Raw genomic sequence first — 24,472 nt, 5'->3', positions numbered from 1 at the left:
GGATCAATTCTCCGCCTTGATGGCCGCAATGGTGATTTTGAGTGTGCTGACAACCTGCTCAAGCTGGCGCTTGTCATCCTTGTTCAGACCGCGCAGCGGCGGGCGCATCGGCCCTGTGCGCAGGCCCGCCATTTCCGTGCCGTGCTTGACACACTGGATGAACTTGCCGCCCTGTTCGAGAACACGCATCAGCGGCATCATGGCGGACATGATCCGGCGCCCCTTGGCAAAATCGCTGTTCACGGCACAGGTTTCATACAGGAAAACATGTTCCTCGGGCAGAAAGTTCGAACCGGCGCAAATCCAGCTACGCGCGCCCCATGCAAAGAATTCCAATGCCTGATCGTCCATACCGCACGACATCTGGATATGCGGATAGTCGCGCGCCAGAAGGTGTACACGGTTTATGTCGCCCGAGCTTTCCTTGATCCCGATGACATTGCGCGAGCGGCAGACGTGATCGAGAAATTCCTCGCCCATATGCACCCCCATCCGGCCGGGATAGTTGTACAAGATGATCGGCAGATCGGCCGCGCGGTCGATGGCCAGCGCATTCAGCGCATTTTCACGTTCGGTCGGGACCGAATAGGGCGGCGTGCCCAGCAAAAGCGCATCGGCACCCATATCGCGCGCGCCCTGCGCCAGCGCGACCGAATCCGGGGTTCGCATGGCGCCAGTGCCCACGATCAACGGCAAGCGCCCGTTCAGCCGGTCCTTGATAAAGCGCGCCAGTTCCAGCCGCTCTTCGACGGTCTGGGTATAATTCTCGGCGGTTGAACCACCGGATATGATCCCGTGAACGCCGTTTTCGACCAGATGCTCGACAATATCGGCCAGTGCATCAAAATTGACGGCACCGTCGTCTTCGAACGGGGTCACGATGGGCGTATAGATCCCCTCAAGTGTGAACCTGAATGTCATTGCGTGTTTCCATTAGCGATGTTGTGTCAGAGTGTGGCAGGCGTGCATCGTAATGTCGTGCGCCTCTTTTGCGGGCGCACGACAAGAATTTTCCGCTACTGGATAAATCCAAGAAGTCGGGGCAAAAACAACGCCAGCGGTGAATAGTATGTCGTGATAAGCATGACCGGAAATGCCGCAAACGCCATGAAGTAGAACGCGGGCGAGATTACTTCCGACATCCCGACCCTGCCAACGCGACAGGCCATGAACAGGATCGGCGCCATCGGCGGGCTGTTCGCCCCGATGACAATGCTGGTTCCGATGATTGCCGCAAAGTGGATCGGGTCAACGCCGATCTCGGCCATGACCGGCACCATCAGCGGGCTGATGATCGCAATCACGCTGACATCGTCCATGATCATTCCCATGAGGATCAGAAAGATGTTCACAACCAGAAGAATAAGCAGCGGGTTCGAGAATGTACCCAGAAGCAGGTCGGTCAAATCCTGCGGCACCCGTTCCAGCGTGAGAATCCGGCTGGCGACGAACGAAAAGACCAGAATGATCATGATAACGCCGGTTGTGGTCGCGGCATTGATCACAGCCTCGCCGATCCCGCGCAACGTCTGCTCGCGGTAAACGAACAATCCGATGGGAATGGCCAGTGCCACCGAGATGGCCGCGGCCTCGGTCGGCGTGGCAAAACCGCCGTAGATCCCGCCCAGAATGATAACCGGCAGCAACAGGGCCGGAATGGCCCGCCAGCCCGCCGAAGCGGATTCAGACAGACGCTGCCCCCACGGTGCTTTCTCGGTGTCCCCACCCAGTTTCCGGCTGACATGCAGGCGGTTGAGAAGCGAAAGAAAGATCATCAGCAGGATACCGGGACCAACGGTCGCCAGAAAGCAGGCTGCAACCGACTGTCTTGTCACGACTGCATACAGGATCATCGTGATCGACGGTGGGATCAACAGACCCAAAAGCGACGAAATACCCAAAAGCGCGCTGGTATAGCCGCGCGCATAGCCGTGTTTTTCCATCGGGTCGATCATGATGGAACCGACAGACGCCACAGCCGCCGACGCAGTGCCCGAAATCGCCCCGAAGATACCGCAGGTTACCACCATCGACGTACCCATGCCGATGCGTGAACGCCCGACCAGTGCCTCGACGAATTCGACCAGACGCCGGGCAATTCCACCCGATTGCATCAGGTATCCGGTCATCACAAAAAGCGGCAGCGCCACCAGGATCACCGAATTTACGGACCAGAAGCCGGTTGTCATCAACGACGAAATATCAACGTCATAGGCGATCGACAGGATAAGCGTCATGGTGGCGAACGAGAAGACAACCGGAACCCCGATCATCATCAGCACCACGACGGCGATAATTGCAATAAGTGCACCCATTTCAGATTACTCCACTTCTGCGGCAGGATCGCCGGACTGCCAGTCATCGCCGCGGATCTCATGGATCAGGTCGCGCACCAGGTAGACGATGAACAACACCGAGGCGACGAAAAGGCTGGATTGAGAAATCCACCACGGAATCCCGAAAACCGGCGTGGACTGGCCACGCTCCAGGCCAAAGGAAAATAACGCCCAGGCCCAGGTGCTGAACAGCACCGCGATAACCAGCGATATTGCGGTGGAAATCAGTGCCGCAACCCGCCAGACCTTTGGGTTTTTCGAGATAACGCGCACAAAGTCGGCAGACAGGTGCGAGCGTTCGCGCGATGCCAGCGCGGCACCCAGCATGTAAAACCACATGATCGCAAGCAGCATGATTTCTTCCAGACCAAAGACGGGTGCCCCGAACATCCGTGTCAGGATTCCGATGACCAGCATCAGGGCGACGGCCAGCCCGATCACAATCAGGACCGGATGGATGACGCGCACAAGCAGCGCATCAATTTTTCCCAGTATGTGCATTATACAAGTTCTCCCTTGTTCAAAGACGGGCCGTGCCGTGCACAGCCTGTCCCGGAATGGTTCCCGCCCCGATTATTGGCAGTGGTTCAGATTGATGAGGGGCAGGTTTGGTTTTTATGTTTTTGAATCAAGAGCTTTCCACGACTGCCGGGCAGTCCGGAAACCACCCGCATCCTTGTGGCAGCCTGCAACGGGCCGCCGGAACGCGGCCCGCCCTGACAGTTTTTCGCAGATTTATTCAGGAACAGATGCGTTGGCACGCACCACATCCATGATTTCCTTACCCAGCGCCTCTTCGGCCTGTGGCCAGACTTCGGCGCGGACACGTTCGACCCAAGCCGCTTTTTGCTCGGGGGTGGGAACGATGTATTCCATGCCCGCCTCTTGTGCTGCGGCGATCCATTTGTCGTCTTCGGCCTTGGCATTCTCGAACTGCTGGTCGATCACGGCGATGGCAGCCGAATCAATGATACCGCGGTCTTCGTCATCCATTTCTTCCCATGTGCCGCTGTTCATCAGCAGCGAATAGGACGAAAAGTTATGCGACGACTGAACGAAGTAATCGAGCTGGTCGCGGAAATATTCATAATCCCAGTAAATGACATTGGATGAATCGCCATCCACAACGCCGGTCTGGATCGATGTATAAACTTCGGCCCAGTCGATTGGAACCGCCTGAAAACCCATCGCCTGAAGGGTCTGCGGCAGCGGGAAGATCGGTTGCGACCGCACCTTCAGGCCCTGCGCCTCTTCATAGCTGGTGGCATAGCGGCCCTTGGTGGCGATACCGCCGAAACCCTCGGGGAACGGGCCGAAATATTTCAGGCCGATGTCCTGATAGATCGGTTCAAGCACATCACGCACCCAGCCTTCGCGCCCGAACGATTCAATGGCGTCCTCCCAACCCATCACGAGATAGGGAATGTAGTTCGCGCCGATCCGCTGGTCATAAGAGGTTTGCGGCCAGGTGATCATCATGTGGACGTTGCCCTTGACGAGTTGGTCGAACAGCTCCTGCTGGCCGCCCAGTTCGCCCTGATAGAACACGTTCACACGGATACGCCCGTCCGAACTCTCTTCGATTCGCGATGCCCAGTCCCGCAGTGCGCCGCCAAGAACCGATTCACGGTCGCCGGCTTCACTGGTCAGTACAAGTTTGTATTTCTTGTCGCTGGCCTGCGCCGTAAACGGAACAAGCATCGCTGCGGCCAATGCGATTGCGGAAACGCTGAATAATTTCACCTTGAAGTCCTCCCCTGAACCTTGATTTGTGGCAATGGGCAGATTGTACTGCCCTGTCGGCCAACCATTGATGGCGGGAGGAGGTCGCGCAAACGAGAATATTCATCGCCCCGGCATAAGCATTACCTAATGCGCCCGGATGTGCCTGTGCCGGAAACAAAATTTCAGCGCTGGCCGTTGTTACCTGCGCTTTGCGCAAGGGCTTTCAATACACACCCGAATATTGCGATGATGGCGCATAACTTGATATAGCTGCGCCCGGAACGGGAAACCAATGATGACGCCAGACAGCCAGATGACAAACAAGAGTTCCAGTGAAAACCTCGTGCCGGTTGGTGCGCTCTTTTTCCCTGTTGCTGAATCGAAACCGGAAAAACGGTTCAGCTTCTTGCTGTTGCCAAACTTCACGCTTCTTGCGTTCAGCTCGGCGCTGGAACCCTTGCGTATTGCAAATCAGTTGTCGCAAAAGCCCTTGTACAAATGGGATATTCTTTCGGAAGACGGCCAATCCGTCAGATCCTCTTCCGGCGTTGATATTGCGGTGCGCGGGTCCATCGACGACCTGTCACAGGACTCGCATCTTCTGGTATGCTCGGGCAATCTGGGGACGGCGGGCGCCTCGGACAAGACATTGGCACGCCTGCGGCGCCATCAGCGGTTTGGCGGCGGACTGGGCGGGATATGTACCGGGGCGGTTACGCTGGCGCAGGCCGGTCTGCTGGGGCGGCGACGATTCACCCTGCACTGGGAAAACCAGCCGGGCTTTGCCGAAACATTTCATGACCTGTCGCCCTCGAGCCGCCGGTTCGAGACCGATGGCGATCTGCTGACCTGTGGCGGCGGGGCGGCAGCGGTCGAAATGATGCTGTGGGTGATCGAGCGCGATTATGGCAAGGAATTCGCGATCATGGTTTCCGAAATGTGCCTGCGCGCAGGCGGCGGGGAACCACCGGACGAACAGCGTTCGTCGTTTGCGATGGCGATCAGTTCAAGAAACCCGCGCGTCATCAATGTGGTCCGCGAAATGCACAAGAGCATCGAAGAACCGCGGACACTGGAACAACTGGCCGACGATGTCGGCTATTCCCGGCGCCAGATCGAGCGTCAGTTTCGACTGATATTCAATGAATCACCCATGCAGGTCTATCGGAACATCAGGTTGGACCGGGCGCGGCAACTGTTCTCGAACAGCGATCTCAGCGTGACTGAGGTGGCCACGGCCTGCGGGTTCCAGCCAGGCACCCATTTCTCAAAAACCTACAGCAGAAGGTTTGGCATTTCACCCTCTGCCTATCGGTTTCATCTGAACAAGGATCGGGCCTGAGTGTCTTATGATTTCGACTGGGCAAACAGCCAGTCGCGAATGGCCGAAATACTATAGGCGGGATCGAAGGAATACATATGCTCTCCGCTGCCTTGCGGTGTGGCCACCCCTTCGGGCATCACGGTGCCTTCGGCGAACATGGCAAAGTTAATCCGGTTGCCTTCGTCCAGCAGAGCATCGACTGCGGCGTTCATCGTGGCATCGTCCCAGTTTGCATCCCAGTCAGTCGCCCGCGAAATATCGGCCCCGTTGATGGTCAGCAGGTCATACAGCTCTTGTTGTCCAGCTGACGCTTTTGCATCGCCCGCAGCCACAACATAAAAGAACGTTGCATCCCCCAACCCGGCCAGCGTGGTGATGTCCCATTGGCTTGACACAAACATTTGCGCAGCGAACAGATCGGGATATTTCGCGCTGAGATACAACAGCGTCATGCCACCCATCGACTGACCAGTGGCATAAAGCCGGTCCATATCCGCCCCTTGCTCGTGTGCGACGGTTTCAACCAGCCGGGCGGCCAGTTCGACATAATCCGTCATTGAATAGCTGCCGTGATCATCGAGAATAACTTCGGGGAATTCCGGCACAAGCACCATACTTGGGTGTTTCTCCTGATCCGCGTCAGTCGCCCAGATCAGCCCGCCGTATCCCTGCGACAGGGGCGCCGTCACATCCTGGCCAGACACACTGGAATCGGCAATGAAATAGACCAGCGGCAATGGTTTCGCCCCGTCATGGCTGTCAGGCACAAACAGGTTATAGGGAACTGTCAGCCCGGTTTCGGCATCCGTGTATTCGAATTGCCGGAATTTCGGCAGCACGTCGACAATCATGGTTTGAAGCGCGGCATCTTCGCTCTTGTTAACGCCACCGCCAAAACCGGAAGCAGCTCCGTATCGGTCCCAGACCCCGTACCCCGCGCCGCCAACAAGAACTATTGCGGCGACCGCAATCAGTTTCGATTTTCCCGCAAGCATGGCGAACTCCCTGTCCCGATTGTAGACTTTAAGCTGTTAAGGCTAACAATTGCATATATGTACTGCGGACCAGATGCGCACAAGTCTACGAACGCGGAGCGCTTCTAACGCCACCTTGGCCTTAAACTGATCTGCAAAACTCCGGCGCTTTGCCATTCTCGTATCCCGTCAAAGGTTTAGGATACACCTTAGCTGACTGCTCTGTTTTCTGGGACCACTTCAGTCTCGGCTGATCCCAAATTCCCGTGCCATCGACCAGGCGGCACATGCGGTCCGCTCAAACATCCATACAGGGACTTCCAAAGACCGGTCCGATCGGCTGCCATTGCGACTGCATCGAAACACTGAATCGCCGGGCTTGTCGATCACCTCATGGACATAAACCGAACGACCAAATCAAGGGTGCCATCGATAAAGAACTTCACGCCGGTCGATAACGTGGGTGTTCTGATGTTCAATTCTACAACGAAGAAAGACCCCACAGTGCTATCGGATACAACGTTCCGATTGCCATGCATTATCCCGATAGCGTCACCAGCCCGTTATCGTAAAAGAGCCGAAAACTCCAACTTCCGGCGGTCCAAAGTTGAGAGCGGTGCAAACCGACCATGCACTAACATACGGAAAGGATCAATCGGTGGCGGCAGACCACCGCCTGAGAAATACGTTTGTTAGTGAGGTGTGGGTAAGTTGGGGAGAAACATGCAAGAGGTCTAGGTGTCATTCTGCACTCAGCCGGAATCTACCACGAGTTGGCGGAGGGCAAGCTCACCATCCTTAGAATGGATATCGAGCTTCCCTCCACCGGCTAGTGCGCCGCCTGCTTGGCCACGCCTCGCTCGGCGGCGGCGACGCAGGTTGCACATGAGACGCAGGACTTTTTGCAGTATCAAACGGTGGTGGAGCGGATCAGCCTGCTGTTCTGAATGGGCACCATTCAGGCGGGCTTGACCAGCCCGAACTCCGGGCAGCACTCCTCGAAGACCCGCAGCAGGTAGCCATGTGACGCAATGTCGGCAAAGACATCTGCAACCACGCCGTCCCCCTCGCCGGTCAGAATGATCACCGCATCCAGCCCGGCGAACCGCGTCTGTACAACTCGCTCGCCCGGTAGCACCCCGCTCGGCATCAGGTCGGTAGAGGTGCAGCTCGACAGCACGTCGAGTGCGCCCGCCCCCTCGAACCGGAACCAGGCCCAACTTTCTTCGCGGTAGCCCGAATAGACCCCGGCAGGCAATTCGGCAAATCCGGCGGGCAGCGCCTTATCGCTCTCGAAGAGCACGAGCAGTTCAAGCGAACCTAGCCGTGCGATACGTAGCCCGTCGTGCCGGACGACACTATTGATTGACTCGGGAAAGGGTAGGCCGTGCGCCGCGCACCATGCCGACGTACCTCGCCCGCGAAGGCCCATCCGGGAGCGGTGGGTGAGGTCGGTGATGCGTCTTGCGCCTTGCAGATTGGCTGAGACTGCCGGTGCAGAAGGAAAGCGGCGCAGAGCGGGATCGGGGGCAAAGCTCATCTTATCCATCCTGACGTGTGTTTTCGGGGTCGTAGAAGGCATGACCAGCCAGGCTGACGCTGACCAGCCGCCCACTTCTGCCGCGGATCGTTATCTCGCCGCCTGCCACCACGTCTTCAGGCGCCGCATAGGCGAGGCCGATCAGACTTTCCACGGTGCCTGACGGCAGAACCGAGGTCACATGCCCCACGGCCTTTCCGTCCTTCATGACAAGGCACGATTCCCCGATCTCCCCAAACAGGGCGAGCGGCGTTTCGAAGCGGCAGAGTTTTCGATTCATGCCTTTGCTTCGGCGGTATTCCACCGCCGGCTTGCCAAGGTAGTATGGTTTCTTCTTCGACAGCGCCCAGTCCATGTCGAGCTCGTCCGGCGTGCTCAAAGCATCTGTGTCCTGACCGATGATGATGTGCCCTTTTTCCAGTCTTAGCACCCGCGAGGCTTCCAGCCCGTAAGGCGCGACACCTGCGGCACGCAAGGCCTCCCAGAGTGCCGGGGCATAGCTGGAGGGCGTGTGCAGCTCGTAGCTTAGTTCACCCGTGAAGCCGATCCGCATGACCCGCACCGGGCAGCCTGCGATTACTCCCTCACGACCTTCGAGAAAGCCGAACGACTCCTGATCCAGCGCCACGTCGCCCTCAAGCCGCTGCAATACCTCGCGGGCACGCGGGCCGGTGACGTTGATACCCGAGAAGGCGGCAGTGACATTCTGGATGTCGACTTCCATGCGCCACTGGGTTTTCCACCACGACATGTCCGAAAAAACCCGGTCGACCGCGCCGGTGGTAGCGGTGACGTAAAAGTCGTCATCCGCGCGCCGGTAGGCCACACCGTCATCCACCACCGAGCCCATCTCGTTGAGCATCAGGCAGTAGCGCACCCGCCCCACGGGTTGCTTCGCGTGCGCCATGGTGTAGATCCGGTCGAGGAAGGCGGCGGCGTCGGGCCCGCGCACGGCGAGCTTGCCCAGCGTCGACACATCGAGCATGGCGACGTCTTCGCGTACGCTGCGCACCTCACGGGCAATGGTTTCCTGCATGTCCCCGGCGCCGTAGTAGAGCGGTCGCCACCAGGCGCCGACCGGTGTCATCTTCGCGCTTTCCGCCCGGTGCGCCGCGTCCAGCGCAGTCAGGCGCTCGGGTGTGCGCGACGGCCCAGCCAGTACGCCCAGCTTCTCCGGGCCGAATGGTGGTCGAGCCGTGGTCACGCCGATCTGCCCCACGCTGCGCCCGGTCTCCCCGGCCACGATCCTCGCAGTCTGAAGCGCAGAGTGGCGACCCTGCGAGGGGCCCATGCCGACGGTGGAGTAACGCTTCACCAGTTCCAGCTCGCTGTAGCCATCGGCCACAGCGTTGACGATGTCCTTGACCTGGAGATCCTCGTCGAGATCGACAAAATCGCGCCCAGCCTTGTCCGGTGCAGGCACCGGGTAGGTGCGGTGCAACGCGGCCTCTGGGTCTTCCAGCGCGTCGGGCATCGAGGCCTCATGACCCAGCGCGCGGGCCGCCGCCGCCCCGGCCCGCGCGCCACTCAGGCGCACTGCGTCTGGCGTGAACACTCCGGCGACACCCCCGGCGAGATGCATGGCCTCGGGATAGCCTGACAGGGTGAAGGCCTGCCGCGCATCGTCAAAGCTCAGCTTCGCTCCAGCGTGGAGCGGAAGCTGATAGCCGGGGGTCGCGCCCGCGTCGATCGCGGCGACATCGCAGGCCAGCGACTCGCGGCCCTCCGGCATTTCGATCTCCAGCGCACGCAGGCGGTGGTTGCCCCGCGTCCCCTGACCCGCCACGATCCGTGCAGCCCTGATCACCCGCACGCCGCGCGCAGCCAGCGGCGCGGCGCGGTCAGCCAGCCCGTCGTTGCCGGCAGGCAGCAGCAAGGCGGCCAACTCCACCCCAGCATCAAGCAGGTCATGCGCGGCGTCGATCCCGTGCGGCGTTCCGGCAAAGACAACTGCTCGCGCGCCCGGCTTCACGGCATAAAGCCGCATCAGCCGTTGGGTCGCAGCGGAGGTGACAATGCCCGGCAGGTCGTTGTTACGAAACACCAGCGGCTGCTCCTGCGTGCCACTGGCCACTACGATTTGGCCCGCGCGAACGCGGTAGAGCATGTCGCCCTGTATCACCGGCAGGAAGTTGTCGGCATACCAACCGTTGCAGGTGGCCCCGGTCAGCACTCGGATCGATGGGTGGTCCAACGCCGCCCTCGTCGCGGCCAGCCGGCCTTCCTGCCCTCGGCCATATGTCAACGCGCCGCCCGTTTCGGGCTCGGCATCTACGACGATCACTCCTGCACCGGCGTCAGCCGCAACCCGCGCTGCCGCACAGCCCGCTAGCCCGGCGCCAACCACCAGCACGTCGCACTGGAGATTCTTCTTACGATAGTGCCCGTGCCCCTGCATGGTATCGACCACGCCGAGGCCCGCCGACTTGCGGATGACCGGCTCCCAGAGCTTCAACCAGCTGTTTCGGGTCGGCCCGAAGAATGTGCGGTAGTAAAACCCGACCGGCAGAAAACGCCCTAACCGGTCCAGAAGGCTGCCCCGATCAAGTTCGGCACTGTGCGAGGTGTTCTGCGCGGTGACCTTTAGGCCCTCGCTCAGCACGCGGCGATCAGCGCGGACGTTCGGCTCGCTGCCGATCTGCACGAGAGTGTTGCTATCCTGCCCGCACATCGTCAGAGGTCCTCGCGGGCGGTGATACTTGAACGAGCGCGACAGCACCCAGCGCCCATGTGCCAGCATGGCGCTGGCGACGGTATCGCCGCGCAGGCCGGACAATGCCGTGCCGTCGAAGCTGAAGGCGATCGGCGTAGTGCGGTCGACCCTCGTGCCCCAGGGGGCGGGAAGGCGGGTTTGCTCAGGCATGGGTGTCCTCCAGCCCCTCGGGGAGCCATGTGCGGATGATTTGATCTGTCTCGGTATGGCGCTCGGCGAGGAACACCGTGTTGGTGGGCCGGTGACGCCACCATTCGACCATCGGGCCAATCGAGTTTTCGTGAAAGAAGACGTGGCGTACCACAGTCTCGGCATTTTCAGAATCGGTGCAGCGCTTCGGCCCAAGGTACTGGAACTCCGAGATGTCGCGCAGCCCGTTTAACGGGCAGGTCAGTTGTTTCATGTGCCTCTCCTCAATGGCTCGCCGCCGTTGCGCCCATTTCGTTGAGCAGAGCGAAGTTCTCGAACCGCTCCAGAGCAAAGGGCTTTAGAATGTCAGGCGTCCGCCCGGTGGCTACGCACTCGGCGAGGTATTTCCCGGCCACCGGCGTCGCCTTGAATCCCCAGGTGCCCCAGCCGGTGTCGAGCCAGTAGTTCGTGAGCGGCGAGGCCCCCATGATCGGGCTGTAATCGGGCGTCATGTCTGTGATGCCCGCCCATTGACGCAGCAGTTTGACGTTGTGCAGGAACGGAAATAGGCGCAGCGCGCCATGGGCGAGGTGCTCCTTCTGGTCGAAGGTCGAGCGGGTGGAGGCAAGCTGGTAGGGGTCCGAGCCGCCGCCGATCACGATTTCGCCGCGCGAGGACTGCACAAGATAGGTGTGCAGGTTGGCCGATGAGGTCAGGATGTCGAGAAACGGCTTGAGCGGCTGCGTCACCATCGCCTGAAGCGGAAAGCAGCGGATCGGCAGGTCGATGCCCGCCAGCGCCGCGATCTGGCCATTCAGCCCGCCGGCGGCCTGAATCACCTGGCCCGCGCGGATCGTCCCCCGGTCGGTCACCACCTCCGTCACCTTGCCACCCTTGGCGTGGATGCCGGTGACCGTGGTGCGCTGGTGGATCTCCACTCCCTTCTCGGCCGCCCGCTTGGCATACCCCCAGGCCACGGCGTCATGCCGCGCGGTACCTCCATCGGCGTGCCAGAGCCCTCCCATCACCTCGTGCTGGCCGCCCTCGTCCATGTTCAGATGCGGGCAGAGCTCGCGGACAATCTGCTGGTCCACTACCTCGATCCGGGTGCCAGCCAGCTTGCCCATCTCGGCCCGCAGATGAAAGCTTCGCATAGTCGCGTCGGAATGGGCCAGCGTGAGCTGCCCGCGCTGCGAAAACATGATGTTGAAGCCGAGCTCGTGGCTCATTTCCTCGAAGAGCGTCACCCCCTCCTTGTAGAAGCGGATCGACTCGGCGGTGAGGTAGTTGGAGCGCACCGTCGTGGTGTTGCGCGCGGTGTTTCCTCCGGCGAGGTAGCCCTTTTCCAACACCGCGACCGAGCGGATGCCATGCTTGTTCGACAGGTAATAGGCCGCCGCCAGCCCATGACCGCCGCCGCCGATGATGACGACATCGTAATGCGGCTTCAGATCCGGCGTGGCGGGAATGTCCCGGTAGGGCTTGTGGCCCTTTCTCAACCCGTATCTGAGCAGTTCGAACGGCATTGGCTGGCTCCTTGTGTTAGCTCATAGGAAGCTCCAGCCCGCCCGATATCGCAAGAAAGCAATCTTTGCCGTCAGGCACCAGTTCTGTTATGCCTCCAAAATCCAAGCGAAGAGCATCCCATGCGCGACCTTCCTCACCTGACCTATCTGCAAGCCTTTGAGGCCGCCGCTCGACACCTAAACTTCACCCGCGCCAGCGAAGAATTGAACTGTACCCAGGCGGCGATCTCCCAACGGATTCGGGGGCTCGAACAGCACTTCGGGCGGCCGCTCTTTCATCGCAAGGCCAACGGGCTCGAGCTCAGTTCCGCCGGGGCAGCCTACCTGCCCGGCATTACCCAAGCGCTCGACGTGATGGACGCTGCCACCCGCGGGCTGACGGGGCGCAAGCCCGAGCAGGCGGTGACGGTCTCGGCGCCGATTTCCTTTCTCAATCGCTGGCTCACACCGCTTCTGCCCGCGTTCACCGCCGCGCACCCCGACATCGGACTGCGCCTGAACAGCTCAATCTGGACCGACCCCAACCTCGACCTCGCCGACCTGTCCATAGGCTTTGCAGAAGACGCCCTGCTGCCCAGAGACGCCATCCGGCTAGCGCCTGCACCTGTAGTGCGCGTCGCGACGACGCGCGCCACACCCGCACCGCGGCGGATCGAGGTGCAGGGCAAGTTTCCTCTTTGGGATCTCTGGCGCGCCGCCGCCGAGGATGCCCCGACCACCGCCCTGCCGCCCTGCCGCGTCGACACCGCGGATACCGCCATGCATCTCGCCAGTCAGGGCCTTGGCCACGCGGTCGTTTATGCGCCCTACACACACTCTCTTGTCGCGGCGGATGAACTGGCGGCCTCCGCTCCGGTCGACCTCGGCCATGTGTTGATGCTCCAGCGTAATCCAGCGCGGCGTACCAGTAGCGCCGCCACATATTTCACCGACTGGCTGACGGCACGCCTATCCAGCTCCGGGCGCTGACCCTCGAGCCGACGAATCGGCCGACCTCGACGCCTCCCGCTGCGTCCATTTCTGGCACGATGCACCCCCCGCGTCCCGATTCACCGGTGTTGTTTCCCACAGCATCTTCCCGGAACATCCCACCGAGTTTGCCTGATTTTCAAGCGCTTGGTCGACGTCAGTTAGAATTTCCGACAAGCCCCTTGCTTTTATGTATCCAAACTGGATGCTGAAACTCGAAACAAGAACCAGAGAGTTTTCGGCGCATGTTTGATCAAGAAACGAAGGGCGGCTGGATCATCGGGGTCGATGTCGGGGGGACGTTCACTGACTTCGCGGCCCGCAACACCGCCACAGGCGCATTTGCCGTCCACAAACGGCCGTCCACCCCGCATGACCCTTCTGAGGCAATCCTCGAAGGCTTCCGCGAATTGCAGGAAAAGATCGGGATCTCGGGCGATGACGTGAGCCGCTTTGCCCATGGCACAACCGTCGCAACCAATGCCCTGCTCCAGCGCAAGGGCGCCAAGGTCGGGGTGGTCACGACGCGTGGTTTCCGCGACCTGCTGGAGATCGGCCGCCAGGTGCGCCCCTCGATCTACGACCTCCAGGCCGACGCCCCGCCACCGCTCGCCGATCGTCAGTCGCGCCTCGAAATCGAGGAGCGCATCGGCCCCGATGGCTTAGTGCTCACCCAGCTCACTGACGCGTCCATCGAGCGGCTCATGGACGAACTGTCGGAACTGCCCGACATCCAGAGCCTCGCTATTTGCCTGCTCTTTTCCTTCGCCAACCCCGATCATGAGCAGCGCATTGCAAGCGCCGTCAAACAGGCCCTGCCAGACCTCTACGTCTCCGTCTCTTCCGAGGTACAACCAGAGTTTCGGGAGTATGAGCGCTTCAGCACCGCCCTTATTAACGCCTTCCTTCAGCCCGAGGTCAGCCGCTACATGGACCGGCTTCAGGCCGCCGTTGGCCGCGCCGCGCCGCGGGCGCGCTTCGGCATCTTCCAGTCTTCCGGCGGGCTGATGTCGGTCGATAAGGCGGCGCAATTTCCGGTGCGCACCGCCCTCTCCGGCCCCGCCGCGGGCGCCGTTGGGGCTACTGCCGCAGGCGCGGCCTCCGGTATCGGAAACATCATCACGCTGGATATTGGCGGCACCTCAACCGACGTTTGCCTCATCCGCGATGGCAAGACGGAAATCGCCCATGTCCGGGAAATCGCGGGCTTTCGCATCCGCCTGCCCATGGTCGACATCCACACCGTCGGCGCGGGCGGCGGTTCCATCGCGCAGGTAGCCCCGGACGGGCTGATGCGCGTGGGGCCGGAGAGCGCGGGCGCCGTGCCCGGCCCGGCCTGTTACAGCAAAGGCGGCACCGAACCGACCGTTACCGATGCCAACGTCTACCTCGGCCGCCTGCCGCTGTCGCTTGCCGGTGGTGGCCTCACCATCGACCCGGCGAAGGCCGAGGCGGTCATCACCGAGATTGCCGCCAAGCTCGGGGTCTCCCCGGTCAAGGCCGCGCTCGGCATCGCCGGGATCGCTACCTCCAACATGACCCGCGCCATCCGCGCCGTCTCAACCGAAAAGGGGCATGATCCCCGCGAATTCGCGCTCATGCCCTTCGGCGGTGCGGGCGGGCTGCACGCTGCCGACGTGGCCAAATCTCTCGGCATCCGTCGCATCCTGGTGCCCCGCGCACCCGGCATTCTCTGCGCCGACGGGCTCCTGGAGGCCGAGCTTCAGGAAAACTTCGTGGCCACCCTTCGTACCCGGCTGGACGGGGATGTTTCCGGCATTCGACAGGTGGTCGAGCAGCTCTCGCAGGACGCACGCTTCTGGCTGGACACTGAGGCCGAAGGTGCCGAGGAGGGCCGCGTCGTCCTGTCGTTCGACATGCGCTACGTCGGCCAGAACTACGAACTGCCGGTCGAGGTCTCCAAAGAGCCGGGCAATGTGGAGACCCTCAAGGCAGCCTTCCTCGCCGAGCACATGCGCGCCTACGGCCACGCCGACCCCGACGCGCCCATCGAGATCGTCAACATCCGCGCCAAGGGTGTCGCCCGACTCGTGCAAGGCGCCACCGACCTGGCCGGACCTGCCAACCTGGGCGCACCGATCGAGCGCACCCAGGTCTGGTTTGAGGAGGCAGCGCCGGTCGAAACGCCGATCTACGACCGCACCACCCTGCCCATCGGCACCCGGCTCGATGGCCCCGCAATCATCACCCAGCTCGACTCGACGACAGTGGTGCCCCCCGGGGCCGCGGTGACGGTCGACAAGGCGCTCAACCTGCTGATGGAGCTTGGCAATGCCTGATGACATCGATTACCCCGCACCCGAGATCGACCCGATTGAGCTGGAGATCACCTGGAACGGCCTGAAGTCGGTCGCCGACGAATGCTTCCTGACGATCATGCGCAGTGCCTTCTCCACCAACATCAAGGAGCGGCACGATCACTCCACCGCCATCGCCGACGCGTCCGGGCGGCTGGTGGTGCAGGCCGAGAATGCTCTGCCGATCCACCTCGCCTCGATGGCCGGGCTGATGACCTACATCCTCGACCAGTACGGCGACACGCTTGCGCCGGGCGACATCTTCATCGGAAACGATCCTCATGTCGCCGGTGGCACCCACCTGCCCGACATCAACCTCGCCGCACCGATCTTCGACGGCGAAACCGTCATCGGCTTCGTCGCCAACATCGTTCACCACGCCGACGTCGGCGGAGCGGCGGTCGGATCCATGACGGGCGGGCTTGACGAGATCTACAAGGAAGGCTTGCGCATCCCCATCGTCCGGCTCTACCGCCGCGGCGAGTTGGTAGAGGACATGCAGCGCCTCCTGCTGCTCAACATGCGCCTACCTGAAGAGCGGCTGGGCGATCTCAACGCCCAGATCGCCGCCGCCCACCTTGGCCGCCGCCGGGTGGAGGAGATCATGTCCAACATCGGCGCTCCGGCCCTCAGCCGCACCTTTGACAACATCATCGAGCGCACGCGGATGCGGATGCAGGCGGCCATCGCAACGCTGCCTGACGGCCAATATGCCTTCTCCGATGTCATGGACGACGACGGGGCGGGCACCGAGGACATCCTTATCAACCTGGTGATCCGCAAGGCGGGCGAGGCAATTGCCTTCGACTTCACCGGCACCGATCCGCAGATGGTCGGCAACTTCAATTGCACCTTCAACGCCACCCAGTCGGCAGTCTGCTTTGCGCTCAAGGCGCTGCTCGACCCTGAGGTCCCCAACAACCACGGCATCTTCGACGCCATCGAGATCACCGCGCCTGAGGGCACGCTCGTCAACTGCGTCTTTCCGGCCGCCGTCGCCATGCGGGCCAACACCTGCCAACGCATCGTCGACGTGGTGATCGGCGCACTTGCCGAGGCTCTACCCGACCGTGTGATCGGCGCCACAAACGGCGCCAACACCTCCGCCGTCTTCGCCGGGATCGACCCGCGCAACGGCAAGCAATACGTTTACCTCGAAACCCTGGGCGGCGGCATGGGCGCGCGGGCGACCCACGACGGCAAAGACGGGGTGCAAGTGAACATCACCAACACCTCCAACCTGCCGGTCGAAGCCATCGAGCAGGAATATCCGCTGCGCGTCGAAGGCTACGCGCTGGTAGAAGACAGCGGCGGCGCCGGACGGCACCGGGGCGGCATGGGCATCCGGCGCATCCTGCGGCCCGTGGGACATATCTGCGAGTTCAACGGTGTCGGCGAGCGGTTCCGCAACGCGCCCTGGGGCGTGTTCGGCGGCCAGCCCGGCGGCACCGGCTCCTTTGCCATCGAAACCGAGGGTGACCAACCCCGTGCGCTGCCGCCCAAAGCCTCCGGGATCAAGCTCACCCCCGCCTCCCGCGTGGTCATCGAGACCCCCGGTGCAGGCGGGTACGGCCCGCCCGCAGAACGCAGCGCCGCTGCGCTTGAGGAAGACCAGTTGTCCGGAAAGTTCACGGAAGGCTTCATCAAACGAAACTACCCCTAACCCCGCGCAACGACCAATAACCCAACCAACAAAATGGAGAGTAAACTATGAATATGAAGGCAACAGCGTTCCTGCTCGCCACAGTGCTCGCCTGCGCACCGGCACTGCCAGCCAGTGCGCAGGAGATTTCGTGGGATCTGGCCAATGAATACGGCCAGTCCTCTATCATGGGTGTGGGCGACGAAGCCTTCATCAAGGCCGTCGACGAGCTTTCGGGTGGTACGATCAAGATCACCGCGCATTACGACGGTTCGATCGGCTACAAGTCGGTCGATCAGTTCGACGCGGTCGGCGATGGTGCCATCCAGATAGCCGATACCGTGATGGGCGCTGTCGCCGGGATCGAGCCGATCTTCCTACTTTCCTCCCTGCCCTTCATCGCCGGTTCCGATGCCGACGCCAAGCTGCTCTTCGAGGTGGCACGACCCGAATACGAAGCGGTCTTCGAAAAGCACAACCAGGTGCTGCTCTGGGCCACACCCTGGCCGCCGTCGGGTATCTGGGCCAACAACCCGATCACCACGCAGGAAGAACTGGCCGCGCTCAAGATCCGCGCATGGGATCCGAGCGGCGTGCAAACCATGAGCAACGCCGGCGCTAATGCGGTGCAGATCAGCTGGGCCGACACCGTGCCGCAGCTCGCCTCCGGCGCGATCAACGCCGTTCTCACCTCGGCCGACGGCGGCGTGAGCGTCAAGTTCTGGGAATTCTTGAGCAATTTCACCGCGGTGAACTACTCGATGGCGCTGAACATGACCCACATGAACAAGGACGTCTATGATAGCCTCACCGATGAGCAGAAGCAGATCGTGATGGAAGCCGCACAGATCGCCAGCGACGTCGCCTGGGCCGAACTCGGGAAGCGCGTGGAGAAGAACTTTGAGGACATGCGGGCCAACGGTGTCGAGATCACCGAGAGCGTCTCGCCTGAATTCCGCGCGGCGCTCGTTGAGGCTGGCGAAGCTGTCTATACTGGCTGGCTCGAAAAGACCGGTGAAACCGGCCAGGCCCTGCTCGACGAGTATCGCCGCAAGCAAGGCAAGTGAACCGAATGAGGGCACCTTTGGGTGCCCTTTCCATTCACGAGGGAAAAGGAGTGACTTGCATGGTTAGACGCGGCGTTACTGCTCTATCGGAATGCTGTTCGAACGTCGGGATCTGGGTTTCCGCCGGGCTACTGATCTACATGGTCCTCCACGTGAACCTCGAGATCATCCTGCGCAGCTTCTTCAACAGCTCCACAAGTTCTATGAGCGAATTCACCGGCTACGCGATGGGTGCGATGACCTATCTCTCGATTGCCCACACTCTCAAGTCGCGAAAGCACGTCCGCGTCAGCCTGATCCGCGCCCTGCCGGGCCCGAAATTAGCCGTCACCGTGGAGCTGTTCTGCTTGACCGTCACGTTCGCCATATTCGCCTTCGTCGCAAATAACATCTGGGCCATTCTCAGCCGCGACTTCACCCGCGGCTCGGTGAGCCCGACCCTGATGGAAACGCCAACCTGGTATATCGACGCCGCCATCTTCACCGGTCTGGTCTTCCTGCTCCTGCAAATCTTCTCCAGTGCACTGGACGCCCTCTTTGATGGCGTGCCCGATGACGCGGTCGAAGGAGACTGACCGATGGAAAGCCTATATGTCGCCGCCGGGGTGCTCGGCCTCATCATCCTTTTCCTCGGTCTGGGAGTATGGGTTTTCTCGGGTCTACTGCTGGTGAGCATCGTTGGTCTGGCCGTGTTCATCGACATGCCACTCGCCCGGATCGGTACAATCCTCGGACCGATCATGATCCGCAGTTCCACAGGGTGGGAGCTGTCGGCGATCCCCATGTTCGTCTGGATGGGCGAGATTATTCTGCGAACGGACATCTCAACCCGCCTATTCCGTGGTCTCTCGCCGCTGACCTACCATCTCCCGGGCCGCTTGCTGCATACCAACATCGCCGGTTCAGCGATCTTCGCCGCGATCTGCGGCTCCAGCGCGGCTACCACGGCGACCGTCGGAAAGATCACCGTTCCCGAGCTTGAGCGGCGCGGCTACCAGAAGGCGCTGACCTATGGCTCGCTGGCAGGCGCTGGCAGCCTCGGGCTGCTCATCCCGCCCTCGATCATCATGATCGTCTACGGCGTCATCGCCGAGGTCTCCATCGCGCGGCTATTCGCGGCGGGTATCTTGCCGGGCATCATGATCGCTGGTTTCTACTCGACCTATATCATGATTGTCAGCCTCCTTTTTCCGAGCGTCGCCCCCGCCGAAGGGGAGCGCCCGACTGCGGGCGACATGTTGCGCGGCGTCGTGGACCTGATGCCGATTGGCCTCCTCATCACGCTGGTGCTTGGGGCCATCTATTCTGGCATTGCGACACCGTCCGAAACCGCCGCCGTCGGGGTGGGCGTAACCATGGCCTACACCGCCGTTACCGGCCAGATGAACCGCAAGGTCTTCCGCGAAAGCCTGTTTGCCTCAGTGCACACGAGCTGCATGATCAGCGCGATCATGATCTCGGCCGCCTTCATGTCCACCGCGATGGGCTTCATGCATGTTCCGCAAGACATCTCCGCCGCCATCTCCCAGTTCGACCTCTCCCCCTTCGCCCTGATCGCCCTGCTGACGCTGCTCTACATCGTGCTGGGAATGTTCCTCGAAGGGGTGTCGATGACAGTGATGAGCTTGCCAATCACACTGCCGCTCATCATGGCTGCCGGCTTCGACCCGATCTGGTTCGGCATCTTCCTCATCTTGATGATCGAACTGGCCCAGATCACGCCACCGATTGGCTTCAACCTCTTCATTCTGCAAGATCTCACCCGCACCAGCATTACTCGCATCATCGTGGCGGCCTCGCCCTTCTTCCTGTTGATGTGCGTGGGCGTGCTCTGCATCACCGTTTGGCCAGAGATCGTGCTCTGGCTGCCCGATCAGCTCTACTCCAAATAGGATGTCCTTGATGTCTCACTCCCGTCTCGACGGAAAGCTCTGCATTGTCTCTGGCGCTGCCGCAGGCATCGGGCGCGAAACAGCCCTAGCCTACGCCATGGAGGGCGCCGAAGTGCACGCGCTCGACCGCGACGCCTTAGGGCTGGCAAGCTTGGCCGCTGAAGCCCAAGGCATCACGCCTCACACCCTCGACATCACCGACCCAAAGGCAGTGGCGGCATTCCACACCGCCCTGCCCCGGCTTGACGTGCAGTTCAACTGTGCGGGCATCGTCACCGTCGGCACGCTGACAGAGTGCTCTATGGCCGACTGGGAGCGCGCGCTCTCGGTAAACGTCACCTCGGTATTCTTGATGATGCAGGCCGCAGTACCCTTGATGAAAGCAGGAGGCGGCGGCGCGATCATCAACATGGCGTCGGTCATCTCCTCCATCGGCGGAGCGCCACAGCGCTTTGCGTACGGGGCCACCAAGGCGGCGGTACTCGGCATGACAAGCTCAGCTGCGTTGGATTATGCAAGCGTGGGCATACGCTGCAACGCCATCTGTCCGTCGGGGGTGGAGACCCCCTCGATGACACAGCGCATCAAAGCTATGGAAGATCCGCATGCCGCGCGCGCCGCCTTCTCGTCGTGCCAGCCTGTCGGGCGGATGGGCACGCCTGCCGAGATCGCCGAACTGGCAGTCTATCTCGCATCCGATGCCTCGGCCTACATGACAGGCAGCCACGTCGTGATCGACGGGGGAGCGAGACTGTGAACGGGGCAGCCGTCACCGCAGCCATCGTCGGGCTGGGCCGCTGGGGGCGCAACCTCGTCGAAGCGGCGCGCGGCGGGCCGCTTCGCTTTACCCATGCCACCACCCGGAATCCCGACAAGGCCGCCAAATTCTGCACCCGACATGACCTCGTCCTGCAGCCTGACCTGAACATCCTACTTAAAGAAGTTGACGCGGTGGTTCTGGCCACCCCGCACAGCCAGCACGCCGCCCAGGTGCGGATCGCAGCTGCCGCCGGACGGCACGTTTTCGTAGAGAAGCCACTGGCCCTCACCGTCAGCGACGCAGCCACGGCCTTCGATGCCTGCGAAGCGGCGGGTGTGCAACTCGCCGTCGGGTTCAACCGCCGCCAGTTGCCCGCCTTCCAGCGCCTTGCAACGATGGTGGAGTGCGGCGACATCGGCAGGCCGCTCCACGTCGAGAGCAGCTTCTGCGGACCATTTGGCTACGACTACAGCAATGATATGTGGCGCGGCTCCTCCGAGGAAAACCCGGCGGGCGGAATGGCGGCCATGGGCATCCACGTTCTGGATGCAATGATCGCACTCTTGGGCCCGGTCGCGCGCGTTTCGGTCCTCAGTCGCCGCCTCGCCGTGACAAGCCAGCTCGATGACACAACAACCGTGCACCTCGATTTCGCCTCCGGTGCAACCGGCATCCTCTCGACCCTGATGGCCACTGGCCCGTTCTGGCGGCTCCATGCCTTTGGTTCGAAAGGATGGGCACAGATGCCCGACCAGACCCGCCTGATCACTTCCGCACTCACCGGCGCCCCATGCGAGGCCAGCTTTGAGGTAATCGACACGCTGGCCGCAGAACTCGCGAATTTTTCATCGGCCATCCGTGGCGGCGCGCCCTACCCCGTGACCCGTATGCAGGCGCTCGCTGGCGTGGCAGCCATGGAAGCCATCGGAAAATCTGCCCGCGACGGCGGAACCTGGACGGATGTTCTCGCTCCACCGCAGGCCGCTGTGCTGGACACGACCCAAGTTGCACCCTAACGCTGTCATGAAGTTCGGCAGGACAGGAGACAAGCGCATGTCAGAACGCGATGGTGCCAAGGTCGCCCGCACGCTGCGGGATGCCATCCTGCGGCTGGACCTACGGCCCGGCGTTCTGCTAGACGAGGCCGAACTCGGCGATCGCCTGAAGGTGTCGCGCACGCCCATCCGCGAAGCCATCATCCAGCTCATTGCGGACGGACTCGTGGTGCGCGAAGGCCGAAAGGCCAAAGTCGCTCCACTTGATTTTGACGACATCCCCAAACTCTACGACGCGCTTCTGATTTCAAGCCGCCTCGTTCATCGGCAGGCAGCGCTAAACCGCACCACGCGAGACTTGAAAGCCATCTCGGACGAGATGGAACGGTTCGAGGACCTTGCCTCCACCGGCAATGGGGTGGAGCGCTCAGAGGTCAACGCCGCCTTCCACAAGGCCATCGCAACCGCCGCTGACAACCGCTACATCTCGGATTTCTACGAGCAGGCCCTGCTCGGAACAATCCGCCTGTCGCGCGCCAGTTTCAGCAAGGTCGAATTGTCGGGCCGGAGCCCGGAAACCACCGACCTATCGGACCACCTCGCCGAGACCATCCGCCAGCACCGCTGCATTTACGAGGCAATCGAGGCCCAAGACGTCGCCGCAGCCGATGCAACTGCCGTGGAGCACTTCCAACTGACAAAGAAGCGAGTGATCGAAGTGCTGTTCGGCCAGACCGCCGATTTCATCGCGCAGGAAGACCTCACGCTGGACAGCTGGGATCTGTCACAACTGCCGGGCAACGGCAAGAACAGCGCGCACTGATCTGGTTCAGGTCGCGCCGCCTTCAGCGGATCAGAACACCCGACGCCATGAACCCTCCGTCAACGTTCAGAACGTGCCCGTTGACATACCCCGCATCCTCCGAGGCCAGAAACTGAATCGCCGCGGCGACCTCCTCGGGTTTGGCATAGCGTCTTGCCGGGATCTGTGCCGCCCAGGCCGGACGATCCTTCGTCAAGCACCATCGGCGTGTCCACCGGCACCGGAGCCACCGCATTCCCGGTTGTCCCCTTGTCGCCCAGTTCCGCAGCCAAGAGTCGCGTCAGCATGTCCACACCCCCTTTCGTGCAGGAATAGGCGCCCCGACCCGTGTTGGCGATCTGACCATTAACGGAACTGACAGTGATGATCCGCCCCCAGCCTTTTTTCAGCATCTGCCGTCCGGCGAACTGACAACAGTTCAATGTGCCGGTGAGGTTGACCTCCAGGATCCGGCGCCAGTCGTCCGGATCGAAGTCGAGGATAGGCCCAGTCTTCACTATGGCCGCCGTGGTGATAAGGATATCGGTTCCTCCCTCGCGGGCAACCACTTCAAAGGCAGCCTCCAGTGCAGTCCGGTCAGTCACATCGGCTTTGAGCGTCATGACCTTCCCGTGTGGAGAAAGCCGCTCCATCGCCGCGTCCAGCGCCTCGCGCGTGCGATCCATAATCCAGACGCTTGCTTCTGCCTTCGCGAAGGCAGACGCCGTCTCGATCCCGATGCCACCGGCACCACCGGTGATTAACACGTTCTTTCCTCGGAAATCCTGGATCAACTTCTACTCCCCAGATTCCTAAATTCGACGCCCGGAGACACCATAACAGAAAAACCAACCGGTCCGACGAGCGAGGGCTCTACCCCATTCGATCGGATGCCATCGCGCCCGGAGACGCTGGGAAGACGACCGTTTTCCCACCGTTGAGGAAAATCCGCCGTTGGACGTAGGCATGAATTGCCCGCGCCAACACCTGCGCCTCCACATCTCGGCCGAGGCTGACATAGTCAGTGGAGTCCTGCGCATGGGTCACCCGCACCGTGTCCTGCTCGATAATTGGCCCCTCGTCGAGGTCGGCGGTCACGAAATGCGCCGTCGCGCCGATCAGTTTCACGCCGCGATCGAAAGCCTGCTTGTAGGGGTTCGCGCCCTTGAAGCTGGGCAGGAAGGAATGGTGGATGTTGATGATCCGCCCCGCCATCTTTTGGCACATCTGGTCGCTCAAAACCTGCATGTAGCGCGCCAGCACCACCAGCTCGGCGCCGGTATCCTCCACCACGTCCATGATCCGCTGCTCGGCCTGCGGCTTATTCTCTTTCGTCACCTTGATGTGGTGGAACGGGATGTCGTGGTTCACCACTACCTTCTGATAATCCAGATGGTTGGAGATGACGGCAACGATCTCCACCGGCAGCGCCCCGATCCGCCAGCGATAGAGCAGATCGTTCAAACAATGTCCGAAGCGGGAGACCATGATGATCACCTTCATCTTGTCTGCCACTTCACTGAAGTTGAAGGTCATGCCAATAGCAGCGGCCACCTCTGTGAAACCGTTGCGGAGATCATCCAGACGGGCACCAGTTTCGGAATTGAACCGCACCCTGATGAAGAAATTTCCGGTTTCGCGGTCGTCGAACTGCGAGCTGTCGGTAATGTTGCACCCATGATCGGAAAGATATCCCGAAACCGCAGCAACGATGCCACGTTTTGACGCGCAGGTTACGGTCAGCACAAACTCGGACATGT

Annotated in this window: 21 protein-coding genes and 1 pseudogene; 10 read left to right on the top strand and 12 right to left on the bottom strand. The window is 61.4% G+C overall.

The features are described from left to right. Positions 1-3: 3 nt before the first annotated feature. The 4 genes from SULPSESMR1_RS21255 to dctP form a co-directional block, all read right to left on the bottom strand. Positions 4-921 carry a dihydrodipicolinate synthase family protein gene (locus SULPSESMR1_RS21255; RefSeq protein WP_089423071.1) on the bottom strand — a complete coding sequence of 306 codons (918 nt, stop codon included), beginning with the start codon at positions 919-921 and terminating at the stop codon, positions 4-6. Positions 922-1,016: 95 nt separating this feature from the next. Continuing rightward, positions 1,017-2,315: a TRAP transporter large permease gene (locus tag SULPSESMR1_RS21250; RefSeq protein WP_089423070.1), complete on the bottom strand. Its 1,299-nt coding sequence runs from the start codon at positions 2,313-2,315 to the stop codon at positions 1,017-1,019. Between the two features lie 6 nt (positions 2,316-2,321). Beyond that, a complete protein-coding gene (locus tag SULPSESMR1_RS21245; RefSeq protein WP_089423069.1) occupies positions 2,322-2,837 on the bottom strand; it encodes a TRAP transporter small permease in 516 nt (171 codons plus the stop codon). Between the two features lie 234 nt (positions 2,838-3,071). Then, positions 3,072-4,079 (bottom strand): TRAP transporter substrate-binding protein DctP, encoded by a 1,008-nt coding sequence (gene dctP, locus SULPSESMR1_RS21240; protein WP_205387952.1) that lies wholly within the window; start codon positions 4,077-4,079, stop codon positions 3,072-3,074. A gap of 295 nt (positions 4,080-4,374) precedes the next feature. On the opposite strand from dctP, the gene SULPSESMR1_RS21235 reads away from it, so the two are divergent. Further along, positions 4,375-5,403, top strand: a complete 1,029-nt coding sequence (locus SULPSESMR1_RS21235) for a GlxA family transcriptional regulator (protein WP_089423244.1) — start codon at positions 4,375-4,377, stop codon at positions 5,401-5,403. A 5-nt stretch (positions 5,404-5,408) separates the two neighbouring features. On the opposite strand, the gene SULPSESMR1_RS21230 is transcribed toward SULPSESMR1_RS21235, so the two are convergent. From SULPSESMR1_RS21230 to SULPSESMR1_RS21210, 5 genes are all read right to left on the bottom strand, one after another. Next, positions 5,409-6,380 carry a prolyl oligopeptidase family serine peptidase gene (locus SULPSESMR1_RS21230; protein WP_089423068.1) on the bottom strand — a complete coding sequence of 324 codons (972 nt, stop codon included), beginning with the start codon at positions 6,378-6,380 and terminating at the stop codon, positions 5,409-5,411. Between the two features lie 937 nt (positions 6,381-7,317). After that, positions 7,318-7,899, bottom strand: a complete 582-nt coding sequence (locus tag SULPSESMR1_RS25110; RefSeq protein WP_157729083.1) for a hypothetical protein — start codon at positions 7,897-7,899, stop codon at positions 7,318-7,320. Between the two features lies 1 nt (position 7,900). After that, positions 7,901-10,762 carry a 2Fe-2S iron-sulfur cluster-binding protein gene (locus tag SULPSESMR1_RS21220; RefSeq protein WP_089423066.1) on the bottom strand — a complete coding sequence of 954 codons (2,862 nt, stop codon included), beginning with the start codon at positions 10,760-10,762 and terminating at the stop codon, positions 7,901-7,903. Then, complete coding sequence (locus SULPSESMR1_RS21215; protein WP_089423065.1) at positions 10,755-11,015, bottom strand: sarcosine oxidase subunit delta; 261 nt, start codon at positions 11,013-11,015, stop codon at positions 10,755-10,757. The genes SULPSESMR1_RS21220 and SULPSESMR1_RS21215 overlap by 8 nt, the downstream gene beginning before the upstream one ends. 10 nt (positions 11,016-11,025) lie before the next feature. Continuing rightward, positions 11,026-12,267: an FAD-dependent oxidoreductase gene (locus tag SULPSESMR1_RS21210; protein ID WP_089423064.1), complete on the bottom strand. Its 1,242-nt coding sequence runs from the start codon at positions 12,265-12,267 to the stop codon at positions 11,026-11,028. A 120-nt stretch (positions 12,268-12,387) separates the two neighbouring features. Between SULPSESMR1_RS21210 and SULPSESMR1_RS21205 the strand changes: the two genes are divergently transcribed. From SULPSESMR1_RS21205 to SULPSESMR1_RS21165, 9 genes are all read left to right on the top strand, one after another. Beyond that, complete coding sequence (locus SULPSESMR1_RS21205) at positions 12,388-13,236, top strand: LysR family transcriptional regulator (protein ID WP_089423063.1); 849 nt, start codon at positions 12,388-12,390, stop codon at positions 13,234-13,236. A gap of 245 nt (positions 13,237-13,481) precedes the next feature. After that, positions 13,482-15,536: a hydantoinase/oxoprolinase family protein gene (locus tag SULPSESMR1_RS21200; protein WP_089423062.1), complete on the top strand. Its 2,055-nt coding sequence runs from the start codon at positions 13,482-13,484 to the stop codon at positions 15,534-15,536. Beyond that, positions 15,529-17,217, top strand: coding sequence for a hydantoinase B/oxoprolinase family protein (locus tag SULPSESMR1_RS21195; RefSeq protein WP_089423061.1), 1,689 nt, complete (start codon positions 15,529-15,531; stop codon positions 17,215-17,217). Before SULPSESMR1_RS21200 ends, SULPSESMR1_RS21195 begins: the two co-directional genes overlap by 8 nt. Positions 17,218-17,264: 47 nt before the next feature. Further along, a complete protein-coding gene (locus SULPSESMR1_RS21190) occupies positions 17,265-18,263 on the top strand; it encodes a TRAP transporter substrate-binding protein (protein ID WP_089423060.1) in 999 nt (332 codons plus the stop codon). A gap of 152 nt (positions 18,264-18,415) precedes the next feature. Further along, a complete protein-coding gene (locus tag SULPSESMR1_RS21185) occupies positions 18,416-18,838 on the top strand; it encodes a TRAP transporter small permease subunit (RefSeq protein ID WP_157729082.1) in 423 nt (140 codons plus the stop codon). A gap of 3 nt (positions 18,839-18,841) precedes the next feature. After that, positions 18,842-20,155: a TRAP transporter large permease gene (locus SULPSESMR1_RS21180; protein ID WP_089423058.1), complete on the top strand. Its 1,314-nt coding sequence runs from the start codon at positions 18,842-18,844 to the stop codon at positions 20,153-20,155. A gap of 10 nt (positions 20,156-20,165) precedes the next feature. After that, entirely contained in the window at positions 20,166-20,912 is a 747-nt protein-coding gene (locus SULPSESMR1_RS21175; protein WP_089423243.1) for an SDR family oxidoreductase, read from the top strand. Next, positions 20,909-21,931 (top strand): Gfo/Idh/MocA family protein, encoded by a 1,023-nt coding sequence (locus SULPSESMR1_RS21170; RefSeq protein WP_162791870.1) that lies wholly within the window; start codon positions 20,909-20,911, stop codon positions 21,929-21,931. The genes SULPSESMR1_RS21175 and SULPSESMR1_RS21170 overlap by 4 nt, the downstream gene beginning before the upstream one ends. A 37-nt stretch (positions 21,932-21,968) precedes the next feature. Continuing rightward, a complete protein-coding gene (locus SULPSESMR1_RS21165) occupies positions 21,969-22,733 on the top strand; it encodes a GntR family transcriptional regulator (RefSeq protein ID WP_162791869.1) in 765 nt (254 codons plus the stop codon). A gap of 22 nt (positions 22,734-22,755) precedes the next feature. Here the strand turns inward: SULPSESMR1_RS21165 and SULPSESMR1_RS25890 are convergent, their stop codons facing one another. From SULPSESMR1_RS25890 to purU, 3 genes and pseudogenes are all read right to left on the bottom strand, one after another. Continuing rightward, positions 22,756-22,968: an SDR family oxidoreductase gene (locus tag SULPSESMR1_RS25890; RefSeq protein ID WP_349813535.1), complete on the bottom strand. Its 213-nt coding sequence runs from the start codon at positions 22,966-22,968 to the stop codon at positions 22,756-22,758. Positions 22,969-22,990: 22 nt separating this feature from the next. Further along, positions 22,991-23,479: pseudogene (locus tag SULPSESMR1_RS21160) on the bottom strand (SDR family NAD(P)-dependent oxidoreductase); the annotation flags it as partial. 106 nt (positions 23,480-23,585) lie between these two features. Beyond that, the gene (gene purU / locus SULPSESMR1_RS21155; protein ID WP_089423054.1) at positions 23,586-24,470 is read right to left on the bottom strand and encodes a formyltetrahydrofolate deformylase; all 885 of its coding nucleotides are present in this window, start codon (positions 24,468-24,470) and stop codon (positions 23,586-23,588) included. Positions 24,471-24,472 lie beyond the last annotated feature (2 nt).

The sequence above is a fragment of the Pseudosulfitobacter pseudonitzschiae genome (assembly GCF_002222635.1).
Taxonomy (GTDB): Bacteria; Pseudomonadota; Alphaproteobacteria; order Rhodobacterales; family Rhodobacteraceae; genus Pseudosulfitobacter; species Pseudosulfitobacter pseudonitzschiae_A.
The sequence above is the reverse complement of the archived record's forward strand: the minus strand, read 5'-3'. Positions and strand labels throughout refer to the sequence as shown.